At 59.7% G+C, this 14,520-nt stretch carries 16 protein-coding genes and 1 pseudogene; 14 read left to right on the plus strand and 3 right to left on the minus strand.

Features of this window, described 5'->3' with window-relative positions; translation table 11 throughout:
- Window positions 1-94: 94 nt before the first annotated feature.
- The 5 genes and pseudogenes from NITMOv2_RS14695 to NITMOv2_RS14720 all read left to right on the plus strand — a co-directional run bounded on the left by NITMOv2_RS14695 (window position 95) and on the right by NITMOv2_RS14720 (window position 2,928).
- Window positions 95-334, plus strand: coding sequence for a hypothetical protein (locus NITMOv2_RS14695; protein WP_053380587.1), 240 nt, complete (start codon window positions 95-97; stop codon window positions 332-334).
- Window positions 331-627 carry a TA system VapC family ribonuclease toxin gene (locus tag NITMOv2_RS14700; protein WP_053380588.1) on the plus strand — a complete coding sequence of 99 codons (297 nt, stop codon included), beginning with the start codon at window positions 331-333 and terminating at the stop codon, window positions 625-627. The genes NITMOv2_RS14695 and NITMOv2_RS14700 overlap by 4 nt, the downstream gene beginning before the upstream one ends.
- A 237-nt stretch (window positions 628-864) precedes the next feature.
- Window positions 865-1,182: a nucleotidyltransferase family protein gene (locus tag NITMOv2_RS14705; protein WP_053380589.1), complete on the plus strand. Its 318-nt coding sequence runs from the start codon at window positions 865-867 to the stop codon at window positions 1,180-1,182.
- Window positions 1,163-1,507, plus strand: a complete 345-nt coding sequence (locus NITMOv2_RS14710; protein ID WP_053380590.1) for a HepT-like ribonuclease domain-containing protein — start codon at window positions 1,163-1,165, stop codon at window positions 1,505-1,507. Before NITMOv2_RS14705 ends, NITMOv2_RS14710 begins: the two co-directional genes overlap by 20 nt.
- 271 nt (window positions 1,508-1,778) lie before the next feature.
- Window positions 1,779-2,928: pseudogene (locus NITMOv2_RS14720) on the plus strand (IS3 family transposase).
- Between the two features lie 830 nt (window positions 2,929-3,758).
- On the opposite strand, the gene NITMOv2_RS14725 reads toward NITMOv2_RS14720, so the two are convergent.
- A complete protein-coding gene (locus NITMOv2_RS14725; protein WP_053380592.1) occupies window positions 3,759-4,703 on the minus strand; it encodes a class I SAM-dependent methyltransferase in 945 nt (314 codons plus the stop codon).
- 25 nt (window positions 4,704-4,728) lie between these two features.
- A complete protein-coding gene (locus tag NITMOv2_RS14730; RefSeq protein ID WP_053380593.1) occupies window positions 4,729-4,929 on the minus strand; it encodes a response regulator transcription factor in 201 nt (66 codons plus the stop codon).
- 348 nt (window positions 4,930-5,277) lie between these two features.
- Here NITMOv2_RS14730 and NITMOv2_RS24280 point away from each other — a divergent pair, with 348 nt between their 5' ends.
- The 6 genes from NITMOv2_RS24280 (at window position 5,278) to NITMOv2_RS14760 (ending at window position 10,270) form a co-directional block, all read left to right on the plus strand.
- Window positions 5,278-6,369, plus strand: a complete 1,092-nt coding sequence (locus NITMOv2_RS24280) for a response regulator transcription factor (RefSeq protein WP_053380594.1) — start codon at window positions 5,278-5,280, stop codon at window positions 6,367-6,369.
- A gap of 29 nt (window positions 6,370-6,398) precedes the next feature.
- Window positions 6,399-7,484, plus strand: coding sequence for a helix-turn-helix transcriptional regulator (locus NITMOv2_RS24495; protein WP_053380595.1), 1,086 nt, complete (start codon window positions 6,399-6,401; stop codon window positions 7,482-7,484).
- Window positions 7,481-8,308, plus strand: a complete 828-nt coding sequence (locus NITMOv2_RS14745) for an alpha/beta fold hydrolase (RefSeq protein WP_187299226.1) — start codon at window positions 7,481-7,483, stop codon at window positions 8,306-8,308. The genes NITMOv2_RS24495 and NITMOv2_RS14745 overlap by 4 nt, the downstream gene beginning before the upstream one ends.
- A gap of 31 nt (window positions 8,309-8,339) precedes the next feature.
- Window positions 8,340-8,588 carry a type II toxin-antitoxin system Phd/YefM family antitoxin gene (locus NITMOv2_RS25110; protein ID WP_053382101.1) on the plus strand — a complete coding sequence of 83 codons (249 nt, stop codon included), beginning with the start codon at window positions 8,340-8,342 and terminating at the stop codon, window positions 8,586-8,588.
- Window positions 8,589-8,888 (plus strand): type II toxin-antitoxin system VapC family toxin, encoded by a 300-nt coding sequence (locus NITMOv2_RS14755; RefSeq protein ID WP_053380597.1) that lies wholly within the window; start codon window positions 8,589-8,591, stop codon window positions 8,886-8,888.
- Window positions 8,889-9,052: 164 nt separating this feature from the next.
- Complete coding sequence (locus NITMOv2_RS14760; RefSeq protein WP_187299227.1) at window positions 9,053-10,270, plus strand: NnrS family protein; 1,218 nt, start codon at window positions 9,053-9,055, stop codon at window positions 10,268-10,270.
- 15 nt (window positions 10,271-10,285) lie between these two features.
- Here NITMOv2_RS14760 and NITMOv2_RS14765 read toward each other — a convergent pair whose 3' ends face one another.
- Entirely contained in the window at window positions 10,286-10,603 is a 318-nt protein-coding gene (locus tag NITMOv2_RS14765; RefSeq protein WP_053380599.1) for a hypothetical protein, read from the minus strand.
- A gap of 208 nt (window positions 10,604-10,811) precedes the next feature.
- On the opposite strand from NITMOv2_RS14765, the gene NITMOv2_RS14770 reads away from it, so the two are divergent.
- The 3 genes from NITMOv2_RS14770 to NITMOv2_RS14780 are packed head-to-tail and all read left to right on the plus strand — an operon-like array spanning window position 10,812 to window position 14,361.
- Window positions 10,812-12,563: a thiamine pyrophosphate-dependent enzyme gene (locus NITMOv2_RS14770; RefSeq protein ID WP_053380600.1), complete on the plus strand. Its 1,752-nt coding sequence runs from the start codon at window positions 10,812-10,814 to the stop codon at window positions 12,561-12,563.
- A 21-nt stretch (window positions 12,564-12,584) separates the two neighbouring features.
- On the plus strand, window positions 12,585-14,072 hold the full coding sequence (locus tag NITMOv2_RS14775) for a molybdopterin-dependent oxidoreductase (protein ID WP_053380601.1): 1,488 nt from the start codon (window positions 12,585-12,587) through the stop codon (window positions 14,070-14,072).
- 34 nt (window positions 14,073-14,106) lie between these two features.
- Entirely contained in the window at window positions 14,107-14,361 is a 255-nt protein-coding gene (locus NITMOv2_RS14780) for a hypothetical protein (RefSeq protein ID WP_053380602.1), read from the plus strand.
- Window positions 14,362-14,520: the final 159 nt, after the last annotated feature.

Genomic DNA, 14,520 nt, shown 5'->3' on the forward strand with positions numbered 1-14,520 from the left:
ATCAGCGTGCGGATTCCGCTGGGGACGAGATAGTCGAATCGTAGCGGCTTCGACGTTTGACATCTGATGGGCCACGATATAGCATCAACGCATCATGGCGCGAACGACACTCGATATAGACACTCCTATTCTTAAAGAACTCAAGGCGCTCCAAAAAAAGGAGAAGCGTTCCTTGGGGCGAGTGGCTTCCCATTTGCTGGCCGAAGCCCTGGCTCGCCGAACGCGCCGGCCAGTGAAGGCAGAATTCAAGTGGACGTCTCGTCCCATGCGAGCACGTATTGATCTTGACGACAAAGACAAGCTGTACGCCATCCTCGACGATGAGGAGCAGTGAGCGACTCGATTGACGTCAACGTTCTGTTGTATGCCTCCGACCAAACAAGTCCGCACCACAGAGCCGCTCGCGAATTTCTTGCCCGCCGAACCGCTGACCCGGAACCCTTCTTCCTGACCTGGCCGGTTGTAATGGCCTACCTCCGCATCTCGACCCACCCGCGCATTTTCCGTAATCCCCTCTCGCCCGATCAAGCATTGGGAAACATCGAAGCGCTTCTGGCCTGCGCACAGGTGCGCGTCCTCACGGAAGAGAATGGTTTTCTCTCTGCGCTTCTCGCCCCGAAACGTTAGCCGATGTCGAAGACAGGAAGCGTCACGTTTCAATCTTCACCGACCCCTTTATTTTGAATGTGCAACGGTCACCTCGTTTCCGTGAAGCCCAGGAGAAGCCCGCTGGGCAGGTGCATGTGGTGACCCGCTGGAGAAACTTGGTGCGTGACGGACGCGAGTCCCTCATCGGCCCTATTCGGGCCGCACCCGACTGCCTTCCGTCTGGCATCAGTCGGATGTTTCGTGTATGTTCTCCACATGAGCAAAATTTCTCTCTCCCGTGACGAAGCGATCCGGCGGCTACAAACCGTCGAGTCCGAAATTCGGCGCCTCGGTGTTCGTCGGCTGGCGCTCTTCGGATCTGTGCTTCGCAACGAGGCTCGCCCCGACAGTGATGTTGATGTGCTTGTCGAGTTCACTCCGACCGAGAAGTCGTTCGATCGCTTCATGGCGCTGGCGGATCTGCTCGAAGGCACGTTGGAGCACCGAGTTGAAGTGGTCACCACTGAGTCACTCTCACCGTTTATTGGCCCGCACATTTTGGCCGAGGCGGCGGATGTCCTTCGAGCCGCGTGACTATCTGCGGCATATTCTCGTGGAAGTCGACTACCTCCTCGACAAGAGTCAGACTCTGGCTTATGAGCGTTTCGTAGCGGATGAGACATTGCGGCGCGCGTTCGTACGCAGCTTGGAAATTATCGGCGAAGCGGTAAAGAACCTGCCCGAGGAGTTCCGGATATCGCATCCGGAGGTTGAGTGGCGGCCGATCGCTCAGATGCGCGACCGCCTGATTCACGGTTACTTTGGGGTGGATTATCAGCTCGTCTGGGACGTGGTGTGCAAGAAACTTCCAGAACTGAAACGTAGTATCCAGAGGATTATTGACTCACAGCAGGCCTAACCATCGCGGTTCAGAAGGACGCTGCACTCCGCCCTTCTCACCCGAAACGTTAGCCGATATCGAAGACAGGAAGCGTCACGTTTCAATCTTCACGGTTCTCGTGCTGCTCTTGCTTGGCTGCACGGCAATGCAGTTCTTTCCTCAAGACTGCCAATGTAAAGCCAGCCTGATCGAACCGCCGAACGTCAGGACCGCTGGAAAAAATTATTGAGCTGGCCCGGGTTTGACGGACACCTCAAAAGGGGGCACGATGCCTCCACGGAGGTGGGCAATGGGGCAGCGACGACGGTTCACACCTGAGTTTAAGCGGCAAGCGGTGCAACTCTTGAACGCGGGACAACGGCCGGCAGCCGAGATTGCTCGTGAGTTGGGCATCCCGCGCAATCGTCTCTACAAATGGCAGAAAGAAGTGGCGGCCCATGGCGGCGCCTTCCCAGGGTCGGGGCGTCAGGCGGAACCGGCGGCCGAACTGGCCCGGTTGAGACGTGAACTCGCACGGGTCACGGAAGAGCGGGACATTTTAAAAAAAGCCGCCGCGTACTTTGCGAGGGAGTCCGCGTGAGATACGCGTTTATCCGGACTCAGGAACCGCACCATAGGGTGACGCGGCTCTGTGCGGTTCTGGCCGTCAGTCGCAGCGGCTACTATGCCTGGCGCGATCGCGCGCCCTGCGCCCGCGCGGTGGCCGACCAACAGCTCCTGCCTCTCCTGCGTCAGATTCATCACGAGATGCGAGAGGAGTATGGAGCCATCAAACTCTGGCGGGAAACCCGGCGTCGGGGCATTCAGTGTGGCCGGCATCGAGTGGCCCGGCTCCGCAAGCACGCTGGCCTGGAGACCCGACGAGTGCGCCGCTTCCGCGTCATCGTCGAACACCATCAGGTGCCCCCACCGGCGCCCAACGTGCTTCAGCAACGGTTCGTCACGGCGGCGGTGATCGGGTCTGGGTGGGAGATTTCACGCATGTGCCGACCCGCGCGGGCTGGCTCTATGTCGCGGTGCTCCTGGATCTGTACTCACGGCGGGTGATCGGGTGGGCGATGCGCGAGAAGCCGGATCAACAGCTGACGCTCCAAGCCTTGCACATGGCCGTGCGACAACGCCGTGTCCGCCCTGGCCTCATTCATCACTCCGATCAAGGCGCGCAATACAGCGCGCTGCTATATCAACGGCAGCTCGCCGACGTCGGCATCACGCCGAGTATGAGCCGGAAGGGCAACTGCTATGACAACGCGGTGGCCGAAAGCTTCTTTAGCACGCTGAAGAACGAACTCGTCCATCACCACACGTATCACACGCGGGATGAAGCGAGTCGGGACATCTTTGCGTTTATTGAAGGGTTCTATAATCGCCAGCGGCTCCATCAAAGCTTGGGCTATCTGAGCCCGCTGGCATTCGAGCGACGGGTCGGTGAGTCTTAACCTGGTGTCCACGAAACCCGGGCCAGCTCAGGTTGTCCCTTTTTCTCTTCCCCATCTCGGGCTAGGACGCCAGCATTTTTCTAGAAATTGGTGAGCGGGATGCAGGTTGAGTGACTCTATGTCTCTCATGAGACTGGCGGTCCAGTTCTTCACGTTCTTCACGGAGCGTGAGCAATTGTTTCCGCTCAAAGTCAGTGATCACCACCTCGCGAGGCTGTACTCGCCGCGTGGACGATTACCATTGAGTGAGACCAAGTCCTTCAAGGAGTAAGCAATTGTTTTCTCATTCAGGCCGTCAGTGCTTTATTATTGGCCCAAGCATTCTATCTGCAGCAGTCGATCAGGCCCCAGCCGAGCACGTACCAGTGTTGATCTGTCACTACACCTCGATCGTTCAGGTGTCCAGCCGTTAAAAGCAGATGTTGCCAATTTGACAGACGGGGTAGAACTGCATGGGTAGCTACCTTTTCCGTCATCCGTACATTTAACCGTCACTTGTCCCTGTTCTATGCGCCAAGTCCCAGGGTCGAAAAAGTTCCCTTTCGTAGAATGACACCACCAACGCACGTGACCATTAGGACCTAGCTGGATTTTGATAGGCATCGACCAAGGAGCGTTACCGTTTGAATCGCGCTGAAGAACAACAGTTCCAGGTGAGTCTGGTTTCGCGTCATAGTTGGGAACAATCGCTACTTCGGCCGAGCACCTTTCGGTCATTACCTCCCCTGCAAGCGCGTTGTGCATCGTAACCAATGTCATAAGGGCAATTCCAAGAAAGAAGATCGCCATTTCCTCACCTCCATGTCGATAATGCGAGAACGGTGTCGGCATCACTCACGCGTGGCCTCGACGAGATAGGTCAACTCCGTACCATCGCGGGCCAGACTCATTCTGTCAGCGTTAAACCCTCCATTACTGAGCAGCCTCCGTATATCGTCGTCTGAACGCTCAATGAGCGACCAGTTTGCCAAGTATTCCATCCACACCCTATAGGGATTGCCCGCAGCAATATTGGTAAAACAAAGACTTCCTTCAGGCTTGAGCATTTCATACACATGCTGCAGTAGCCATGACGCATGTCGATCCTCCAAATAATCGAACAAGCCGCCGGCTATAATGACATCGTACGGGCCCCCACGCTTCATAGCACGCACCGTGTGAAAGGCGTCTCCAGCGATCGCTTGTACAGTCCCGCCCAAGAGCGGAAGCGTCGCCAAACTGTATTCCAATGCACCTGAATCCAAATCGTTCAGGACAATGGTTGGCTTCATAGCGGCCAGTTCATGCTGAATCGCTCGGATATCGCGTGAACTGCCGCAAGCCATGGAGAGGATTCGGCAATCACTTCCCCGCTCTCTGCAGGTCTGCAATAGACGCGTGGCTTGCCATGCCACTTTATTTCTGTGCTGCTGCGCAACTCCGGAGCTTAAGGCGTACCGTTCTATGGAGTGTGCAACCGTACCAGTCTCCGCTCGATTCTTTGCCTCGCATAAATATTCGATCGTTTGGAAATCTCCCGCATAGCCCCGAGGCCACGCCTGAAGCCGTGCGACGAAAGGGGACTGCGCATGGAGCGTGCGAGCCGGGCCGAGATAGGTGAGGATCATTGTGCGTCCGAGTCCCTGCAATTCCGCCTCTCGCACTGCTGCACATAGCGCGTGCATTTGGGACACGACCTGGTGAAAAAGGCTTTGGGGATCATTGGACATCGTCGGCAGCTCCGAAAACCGTTCTACGATTTTTGGTAGCTCAAGGAGAATAACGTCCTCGTCCATGATCCCCTACCGCCATGTGACCGGCTCATCGCCCAAAATGGGCGTTTCCCTTGTAGAGCGCCGCAGCCGTACGATTCTCCACTCCGAGTTTCTTAAAAATCCGCTCCAAGTGCTTCGCGACCGTCTTTGGCTCGATGCCGAGAACGACGGCAATCTCCTTATTACTTTTTCCCTGTCGCACCCACTTCAGCACTTCCGTTTCCCGTCGCGTCAGAGGTCCCAACATCCTTTTTCAATTGCGCCAGAAATCGTGGTCGCACTTTAGTTTGGAGGCCAAGGATTTGCCAATACGTCTTTTGCCGTACAAGAAATGAGCGTATTTAATTGTTCGGCGTTTCACTAAGGAGGTATTGAGCCCGGCTTTCGCCTGTGCTATGCGTACCGAGCATTTCTCCGACCTAACGATATAGCGAGGCGGGGCGTCTATGGAGACGTTGGCACAGAAGGATGTACGGCGGCTGTTTGAATCGTTGCTGGAGTTGTACGCCTTTCGGAACCATCAAAACTTCGTCCGCCATCTCCTCACTCACCTCCCATCGCTGCTGCCCTGTTGGAGGAGCAGGCCGCAACTATCATGAGCGAGATGCCCAAACTCAGCTCGAAGGATTTTTACCGGCTCTCCAACTTTCTCGTTGAGATCTACCGCCTCGGCACTCACAACGAATGGGTCAATCATCTGCTGCCGTCGCTGCACACGCTCATTCCCTCAGATAGGGCGTCCTATAACGAGATGCGCTATGGCAAAACCAACCATATCTCAGTAAAGACGTACCCAGACGACAGCGCATTGCGACGGCCGCTTGTTCCTGTGTTTGAGCAATATACACACGAGCATCCGTCAGCAAGCTATGTCCGGAAAACGGGATTGAGACCGGCGCTGCGATGGTCTGACGTCCAGGATCCTAAAGACTTTGAAAAGACTACCTTATACAACGAATATTTCCGGCATTTCGACACGCGACACCAACTTGCTGTCGCGCTGTCGATGAGCCCGTCATTGCTGGTCCCTGTTGCGTTGAATCGTGGGAGTAGGGACTTCAGCGACCGAGAGACACTCATGCTAAATCTCTTGCGCCCTCACCTCATTCAATCGTTTCGGAATAGCCGAACTTTGACGGCGCTTAAGAGCCGCTCGCGTGCGCTCGAACATGCGATGGATGAGCTGAACCGCGGCCTGTTGGAATTTACGCGCCGGCACACCATTCGGTGGGCCAGTCCACAAGCGCTTCGTTGGCTTTCGGTTTATTGGCCTGGTGAAGCGACCGGCGACCAGTTGCCACCCTCCCTTACCGAGTGGATCAAACAACAGGAGGCCTCGTTCAAAAACAACAAGGCCATTCCCGTTCCGCAATCCCCCTTGTCGGTCGACCAAGGGCAGCGGAGAGTTCTTGTTCGACTTCTCCGGGAGGGGCAACAGCGTTTTCTCTTTTTTGAAGAGAGAACCGATGGCCCGAGTCCCGAAGACTTGGTGCAGTTGGGGCTCGGTCACCGAGAGAGCGAAGTCCTCGCGTGGGTGTCCCGCGGCAAGACCAACGAAGAGATCGCCAGCATTATGGGGCTGAGCATTAAGACCGTGAAAAAGCATTTGGAACGGATCTTTGACAAACTCGGCGTCGAATCGCGGACAGCCGCTGCGCGCATGGCGCTCGGCCTCTCGGGCAACTGATCGGCGTGTGGTTTCATGGGGCGGCGAGAATGGGACGACTTCGAGCCAAGGACTTCCATCTCCTGTTTGGCGCCCTGTCGGAGCTCTATCGCCTCGGCACCCACGAGGAGTGGGTGGGGCATCTGCTGCCTACCCTCCGGACATTGATCCCCTCCGACCGGGCCACCTACAACGAGCTTCGGTACGGCGCGCACAACCATTTCGTCGTGCGGGACGATACGTTGGATAGCTCCTTCTTACGATCCATGTTGCCGGTGTTCGAAGCCTATGGCACTCAGCATCCCTCTGCCGAGTATATCCGGAAGACACGGACCAAAGAGGCCGTCCGGTGGTCCGACGTGGTGCCGTTCCACCTGTTTGAACGGACGCCGCTGTACAATGAATACTTCACCCGCCTCCGAACCAAAGCACAGCTCGGCATCCCCTTGTCCGTCGGTCCGTCTTTCCTCATCCCCGTGGCCGTCAACCGGTGCCACGGCGACTTTACCGACCGTGACCGGCTGATGCTCACGCTGCTTGGCCCTCATCTGACGCAATCGTTTCTCAACGCACGGCTCCTGACGCGTCTCAAGAAGCGCTACCACACCATGGAATCCGCGGTCGAAGACGGCCGCCACGGCATCCTGGAGCTGGGGCCGAAAGAGAGCATTCGATGGGCGACGCCTCGCGTTTCTCATTGGCTCGCGCTCTACTGGCCCGAGACCGAGAGGCAGAGGGACCGATTGCCCGAAACCATCGCGCAGTGGCTTCGCCGGGAGGAGGCGGAACTGGGCGGCGCCAAGCATGTGCATGTTCCTCAGCGTCCACTGGTCGTTGAGCGGGGCCCGCACACACTCCGTGTTCGACTCTTGCGTGAGGGAGCGCGTCGCCTCTTGTTCTTCGATGAGACGACCGACGGCGTGGATGTGGAACGCTTGCGGCGAACCGGCCTGGGGCGGCGTGAGAGCGAGGTGCTTCATTGGGTGGCCGGCGGGAAGACAAATCAGGACATCGCGGTGATTATGGACATCAGCGTGAAGACCGTGAAGAAACATTTGGAGCGTATCTTCGAGAAACTCGGCGTGGAATCGCGCACGGCGGCAACGGCGAGGGCATTAGAACTATGCCATTTGTGACCGTCAACGAGACGAAACTATTCTATGAGACCGTAGGACAGGGGGAACCGTGCATCGTGCTGCATGGCGGGTTCGGCTTCGATCACGCCTACCTCAAGCCATGGCTGGACCCGCTGGCAAAGCACTTCCGGCTAATCTATTTGGATCAGCGCGGACACGGGCGGTCGGAACGCACTGAGCCGGATCAGGTTACGTTACACCAACTGGCCGAAGATCTGGAGGCGCTTCGTCTGCAATGGGACATGCCTTCTCTTTCTCTTCTCGGGCAATCGGTCGGCGCGGCGGTCGCGCTTGAATACGCTCTTCGCTGGCCTACCAACCTCTCCCGCTTGATGCTCATCACACCGGTGTGGAAAAGGTTGTTCGGTCCTTCTTCGCTTGAGCATGCCGAACGTAAAGGCGCCACTCCGGAGATGCTCGCCCTGCTCGCCCTGAACGGCCCGCTCACCGACGACCAATTCCGTGAGGGGTTTCGCATGATCGCACCACTCTACTTCCATCGTTTTGACGCCGAGCTATTCGACAAACTCTGTAGCGGGATTCGTTACGATGCTGCGCTCTTAGGCCGCACGGTACCGGCCTTGGCGGACGCGCAGCTCGCACGGCGCCTCCACCGACTGTCCTGCCCGGGCTTGATCCTCGCCGGAGACGACGACTTTGCCTGTCCGGTTTCGGACGCGCAGGAGCTTGCGAAGAAGGCGGGTCTCCCACTCACCATCATTCCCGGCACAGGTCACTTCCCTTACGCCGAGAATCCTTCCGCCTTCTTCCAACGCATCGAAGAGTGGCTGCATCGCTTGCCTTTTTCTAAACTGGTTGAGTAGCCTGGTCGGCATGAGGAAGCAGACGGTCCGGATGAAGGACAGTAAGATCGGAGCGTTCGAGGCCAAAACTCATCTGGCTGACTTGCTGCGCCAGGTGGAGCAAGGACGATCGTTTGAGATTTGCCGCCGTGGGCGGCCTATCGCGCGCCTCGTCCCTCCTGCACCCGATGAGGAATCGGCAAGCCCGGAGGCCGTTCGGGAGGCGTTCCGCAAGATTCGACAACGAATCTCCGGCCCTGTCAACATTCGAGCGCTGATTGAGGCCGGTCGGCGGCGGTAGATGGAATGCGTCGTCGACAGCTCGTTCGCCTTGGCGTGGGCCCTACCTGACGAACGCTCGTCGCGCGCCGATCGTATAATGGATCGGCTGGCGGCCGAGGATCGGTTCTGGGTGCCGGCGCTCTGGTGGTATGAGGTCGCCAACGTGCTTCTGATTCAGTCGCTCGCTCTGGCGCACGGCCTTTCAGCCTACGATGCTTCCTGCCTCGAACTTGCCATACGCAAAGACCTCCCGCTTGCCACACTCGACAAGCCACTCACGAAAGCGGCCAAGGAAGCCGGGCTAACCAGTCCGATCTAACCCGGCTTTCGCTCAGGACACCATTGCCGGTCGTTTGCCGTTGACGATCGCATGAGCCGTTTATGTTTTCAACTCCGGCCGGGATCGCCGTGAGCCCTGCGTTGACAGGTCTTCGACTTGCGCCGAGAATCGCTCTTGTGATGGCCGATGAGATGGAGATAACCGTGAGCCGCCCGGCTGGGACCGCCAGGGACGAGGAGCCGACATTTCCCCGTTACGACGGCCCGGCGTTCTTGTCGTACGGATTCAGGCCGTTCTTTCTCGGCGCCGCGTTGTTCGCCGGCCTGGCCGTGCCCGCCTGGGTCTGGGTGTTTGCCGGCGTGGGTGAGGTGGAGTTCCTCTACAGGCCCCGCGAGTGGCACGTGCATGAGATGCTGTTCGGGTTTCTGCCGGCGGTGATGGCGGGGTTTCTGCTCACGGCCATTCCCAATTGGACCGAGCAGGCTCCGCTGAGAGGCCTGCCGCTGTTGTCCTTGTTCCTCCTATGGCTGGCAGGACGGCTGTTCATGGCTTGGCCCCGGCCCGGTGCCTCTGCAGCGGCCGTCGTCGATACAGCCTTTCTGGTCATCGTGGCCGCTTTCGTCTGGTGGCAGATTGCGGCAGCCGGAAGATGGGACCGGGCGCCCATCGGCGTCCTGATCAGCCTGTACGCCGGCGCCAACGGTTGGTTTCACCTCCTGGTGTTGCGCGGCGCGGCGACGGACCTTCCCGAGCGCCTCGCGCTCGCCGTCATGCTGCTTCTCTTGACGCTCATCGGCGGGCGCATCATTCCGACATTTACCGGCGAATTTCTAGAACAACAGAACCAGGCCGGGCCGCCCGTATCCTCTCATATCGATGTCCTGACGATCCTCCTGGTCCTCGCGGCCGCCGTGACATGGATCATCCGGCCGGAGAGCATGGCGGCAGGAGGCTTGTTGATACTGGCAGGGTCGGCGAGCGGGATCCGCCTGTTGCGGTGGCGCGGGTGGAGGACATGGCGCGAACCGCTCGTGCTGATCCTGCACGTCGGCTATGCCTGGGTGGCGCTGTCGTTGTTGGCTCTTGGGGGAGCGGCTCTTGGCATCGGGCTGCCGGCCGGGAACGCGGTGCACGTGCTCACCGGCGGAGCGGTGGGGGCCATGACCTTGGCGGTCATGACGCGTGCCAGTCTCGGCCATACAGGGCGGCCGCGGCACGCCGATGGATTCACCGTTGTCATCTATGCGCTGGTCAACGTGGGCGCGCTGCTGCGCGTCTTGACGCCGAATGCCGAGGCTCCAACCGCTTTGACCCATTGGATGCTCGGCGCGGCGGCACTCGGCTGGAGCGGCGCCTATTTGCTCTTCGCGCTGGTCTACGGCCCCATCGTGATCCGGCGAAGCCTGGATGAGGCGGAGTGAGCGGACGGGAGGCTTTCAGTACACGACCGCCGGGCGCTTGCCTTTGATGATCAGCATCAGCCGTTTGCGCTTCAGCGGTTTGTCGGGATCGCGGGTGTAGTGCCCGAGATCCTCCGAGACCTCCACCTCGCTCAGCGGGATCGAAATTTCTTGTCGCATGTGCGGCACCGGCGTATCCAGCGCCAGGTCGACTAATTGCCCGCTGCAGCCGGTGACTTCGGCGTTGAGGCCGCGCTGATCGTCGAATTGCACCGACACCCGCTCCTCGGGATTGATCCACTTCCTGATCACGGCCGCCTTTTCCTCATTGTTCGACGCCGTTCGATGCTCCATCGTTCCCTCCTGTTCCGGCTAAGGACCGCAAGCAGCACTCAGCTCTTCAGCCATTCTTTATAGTCATGTATAGCCCAAGCTGGACCGGCCGCCACTCGGGCTTCCACCAGGCATGCCGGCTGCGCCGTCATGTGCGGCGCACGAAGGGCATTTCGCTTGCACCCTCTATATTAGCCGAAACCCATTCGGCTGAAGCAGGGAGGACGCCATGGCCAACACCGTCGCGGGGATCCTTGTCGATCGGCTCGTGGATTGGGGAGTGCGCACCATCTTCAGCCTTCCCGGCGACGGGATTAACGGGATCTTCGAAGCGCTCCGCACCAGAAGCCAAGAGATTCAGCTGATCCAAGTACGCCATGAAGAAGCGGCGGCGTTCGCCGCCTGTGCCTATGCCAAGTTCTCCCGGCGCCTCGGCGTCTGCTTGGCGACGTCCGGCCCGGGCGGCATCCATTTATTGAACGGGTTGTACGATGCGAAGTTCGACGGCCAACCGGTGCTCGCCATTACCGGTCACACGTTTCACGATCTGATCGGTACGCACTATCAGCAGGACGTCGACCTCGACAAACTGTTTATGGACGTGGCCGCCTACAACGAGCGCGTCATGGGGCCGGACCATGTCTGTAACGTAGTCGATGAGGCCGTCAAGACGGCGATTTCTAAGCGCACCGTCGCCCACATCACGATCCCCAAGGATATTCAAGACTGGTCCGGCGATGGAGCCCGATCCAAGGCGAACATCGCAAAGCACAGCGGCGACCTCTACACCGATCCCCTGCCGTTGCCGCCGCCGGCCCTCCTGGAGCAAGCGGCTCAGATCATCAACCAAGGGTCGAAGGTGGCGATTCTTGCCGGGCGCGGCTGTCTGACGGCGCGGAACGAAGTGCTCGAATTGGCCGAAAAACTCGGAGCCCCCATTATCAAACCGCTGCTGGGGAAAGCCGTCGTCCCCGATGACCATCCCTATACGACGGGCGGGGTGGGACTGCTCGGGACGGCGCCGTCGCAAGAAGCGCTGCAGGAATGCGACACGCTCATCCTGGCCGGCACCAGTTTTCCGTATATGGAGTTCTACCCCCGGCCGGGACAGGCGCGGGCCGTCCAAATCGATCTCGACCCGGCGCGCATCGGCCTCCGCTATCCCGTCGAAGTGGGCCTCGTCGGCCAATGTTGGGACGTGCTGCGCGCGTTGTTGCCGCTGGTACGGCACAAGCCCCATCGCGACTTTTTGTCCCGCACCCAAGACAAGATGCGCCGGTGGAACGAGCTGATGGCGGAGCGCGGCACCAGGACCGACATGCCGATGAAGCCGCAAGTGATCGCCCACCGGCTGAACGACGTCCTGGCCGACGACGCGATCATCTGCTGCGACACGGGGACGGTCACCACCTGGGCCGCCCGCCACATCAAGATCCGGGGCACGATGGAATTCTCCGCCTCCGGCACGCTGGCGACGATGGCCTGCGGATTGCCGTACGCCGTCGGCGCGGCCGTCGCGCATCCGGGCCGGCAGGTCGTCTGCTTCGCCGGCGACGGCGGGTTCACCATGTTGATGGGCGAGCTGGCGACCATGGTGAAATATCGGCTGCCCGTCAAAATCATCGTGATCAAGAACAACGTCCTCGGGATGATCAAGTGGGAGCAGCTCGCCCTGGAAGGTAATCCGCAGTACGGCGTGCAGCTGCAGCCCATCGACTTCGCCGCCTTCGCGCGGGCCTGCGGGGCGGATGGGTACAGCGTGGACGATCCGGCTCACGTCCCCGACATCCTGCGGCAAGCGTTCCGGCAGCAGGGACCGGCCGTGATCGAGGCGGTGGTGGATCCGAGCGAGCCGCCGCTCCCGGGCAAAATCACGATGGAACAGGCCTGGCATTTCGCCAAGGCGCTGGCCCGCGGACAGAAGGATCGCTGGGAGATCATCAAGACGGTCGTCGAAGACAAAGTGCGGGAAGTGGTGTGAGGGACAGTCTCCGGGGCACACGTGGATACGACCGATCTCGGCTTTCCGATTTGGCTGCGGATCAATCACTTCATCAATCTGTTCTGCATCTTCTTCCTGATGCGGAGCGGGCTCCAGATTCTGGCCGACCATCCCAAGCTCTATTGGGACGATCATTGCCGGCCGGGCAGCGAGTGGGTGAAGTTCGGCAAAAAAAAGATGCCGACGAACCGGCTGTTCACCTCGATGGACGAGGCGGAGGACGTGTCGCCGGTCTTCGCGATTCCCGGCGGCCATCACAATCTCGGCGCCGGCCGCAATTGGCATTTTCTGATCGTGCCGCTATGGGTGCTGAACGGCTTGTCGTACGTCGGCTTACTCTTCGCGACCGGCCAATGGCGCCGGTTGATCCCGACGAGCTGGTCGGTCATTCCGGAAGCCTGGCAGAGCGCCCTGACCTTCGCCAGCCTCCATGCGCCGCCGCAATCCTCGTTCGATCCGTATGACTCGCTCCAGCAACTGGTCTATGCCGCGGTGGTGTTCGTGCTCGCTCCGTTCATGATCGCGACGGGCCTCGCGCAATCGCCGGCGCTGATCGCCCGTTATCCCTGGTACGCGCGCCTGTTCGGGGGCCGGCAAGGCGCGCGCAGCCTGCACTTCATCGGCCTCCTGCTGATGGTGGGCTACGTCCTGATCCATCTCACCATGGTCATCCTCGTGCATTTCCCCCGCGACGTGGAACGGATGTTCACGATGTTCGGCTCCCCCGGCACGTCGTCGGCCGCGGCGTTCGCCCTCTCCACCGCCGCGCTGCTCTTCGTGATCGGATTCCATGTCGCCGCGACGGTCTACACCCGCCGGCACCCGCGCGGGTTCCAAGAGCGCGCGACGACGATCGTGGAGCCGCTCATGCGGTTCTTCTTCGGTGGGCTGGAATCGCATCAGCGCTTCGACCGGAGCGACGTGACGGCCGAGCACCACGTCAACGGCTATCCGCCCGAGAACGGCGACTATCGGCGGCAGGCCGAGACCGGTTTTCGAGACTGGCGTCTCCGCGTGAGCGGGCTGGTCGATCGGCCGCTGGAGCTCTCATTGAACGACCTCAAGCGCATGCCGAAACAGGAGCAAACCGTCCGGCACAATTGCATTCAAGGCTGGACCGGCATCGCGACCTGGGGAGGCGTGCGGGTCCAGGATCTCTTGCATCGCTGTCGCCCGAAACCCGGCGCGCAGTGGATCGTATTCCATGCGTTCGTCCAGGAAGAATACGCGCCGGACCACTACTATGAAGCCTTCAGGCTGGATGAGGTGCAGGGCCCGCAAACGATTCTGGCCTACGAGATGAACGGCCGCCCGTTGCCCTCTCAGCACGGCGCCCCCTGCCGCCTTCGTCTGGAAACGAAAGTCGGCTATAAGATGGTGAAGTATCTCCGGCACATCGAGCTGGTGGCCTCGCTCGACCAGGCCGGCTTGGGCCACGGAGGCTATCGGGAAGACTACCAGTTTTACGATAAAGTGGCGTCGATCTGATAATCGAATATGGCTGTCCCAGACGGACATCGCGATGGCGACGTATTTTTTCCATGAAGAAACGCTCCCGACCGGCGAGCACGGCAAGGTGAAACTGATCCGCTATTACTACGACGACATCTCGGCGGAAATCTTGACGCGTTCGTTCTTTCTGTTTCCGGCGACGGCCGGCAAGGAATTTCTCGACAACGAGCGCGTGCCGTTCGCCGACCTCCGGCCCGATCTTAAGGCGCACTTGATTCGATTTCTCTTTCGGCGGGACCAAGCCGCCATGCGGGCCGCCTCATGACGTTCGTCCTGCTCATCCTGGTCGGCATTCCCCTCCTCTGGCTATTGGGCCTCATCTTCTATCTGCTGTCGTGGTTCGATTGGGACCGGAAGCAGGCCTACATCCCGAAGTGATTCGAACCTTCCTCCCGCTGACATCGCTTCACCTAAGACGAGCGCG

Origin of the sequence: Nitrospira moscoviensis, from assembly GCF_001273775.1 — a bacterium.
Lineage (GTDB): Bacteria > Nitrospirota > Nitrospiria > Nitrospirales > Nitrospiraceae > Nitrospira_D > Nitrospira_D moscoviensis.

What these genes read in the sequence shown, in the direction of transcription:
- NITMOv2_RS14695 (WP_053380587.1), top strand. Translation starts at nt 95, where the DNA reads ATGGCGCGAACGACACTCGATATAGACACTCCTATTCTTAAAGAACTC.
- NITMOv2_RS14705 (WP_053380589.1), top strand. Translation starts at nt 865, where the DNA reads ATGAGCAAAATTTCTCTCTCCCGTGACGAAGCGATCCGGCGGCTACAA.
- NITMOv2_RS14710 (WP_053380590.1), top strand. Translation starts at nt 1,163, where the DNA reads ATGTCCTTCGAGCCGCGTGACTATCTGCGGCATATTCTCGTGGAAGTC.
- NITMOv2_RS14725 (WP_053380592.1), bottom strand. Translation starts at nt 4,703, where the DNA reads ATGGACGAGGACGTTATTCTCCTTGAGCTACCAAAAATCGTAGAACGG.
- NITMOv2_RS14730 (WP_053380593.1), bottom strand. Translation starts at nt 4,929, where the DNA reads ATGTTGGGACCTCTGACGCGACGGGAAACGGAAGTGCTGAAGTGGGTG.
- NITMOv2_RS24280 (WP_053380594.1), top strand. Translation starts at nt 5,278, where the DNA reads ATGAGCGAGATGCCCAAACTCAGCTCGAAGGATTTTTACCGGCTCTCC.
- NITMOv2_RS24495 (WP_053380595.1), top strand. Translation starts at nt 6,399, where the DNA reads ATGGGACGACTTCGAGCCAAGGACTTCCATCTCCTGTTTGGCGCCCTG.
- NITMOv2_RS25110 (WP_053382101.1), top strand. Translation starts at nt 8,340, where the DNA reads ATGAAGGACAGTAAGATCGGAGCGTTCGAGGCCAAAACTCATCTGGCT.
- NITMOv2_RS14755 (WP_053380597.1), top strand. Translation starts at nt 8,589, where the DNA reads ATGGAATGCGTCGTCGACAGCTCGTTCGCCTTGGCGTGGGCCCTACCT.
- NITMOv2_RS14765 (WP_053380599.1), bottom strand. Translation starts at nt 10,603, where the DNA reads ATGGAGCATCGAACGGCGTCGAACAATGAGGAAAAGGCGGCCGTGATC.
- NITMOv2_RS14770 (WP_053380600.1), top strand. Translation starts at nt 10,812, where the DNA reads ATGGCCAACACCGTCGCGGGGATCCTTGTCGATCGGCTCGTGGATTGG.
- NITMOv2_RS14780 (WP_053380602.1), top strand. Translation starts at nt 14,107, where the DNA reads ATGGCGACGTATTTTTTCCATGAAGAAACGCTCCCGACCGGCGAGCAC.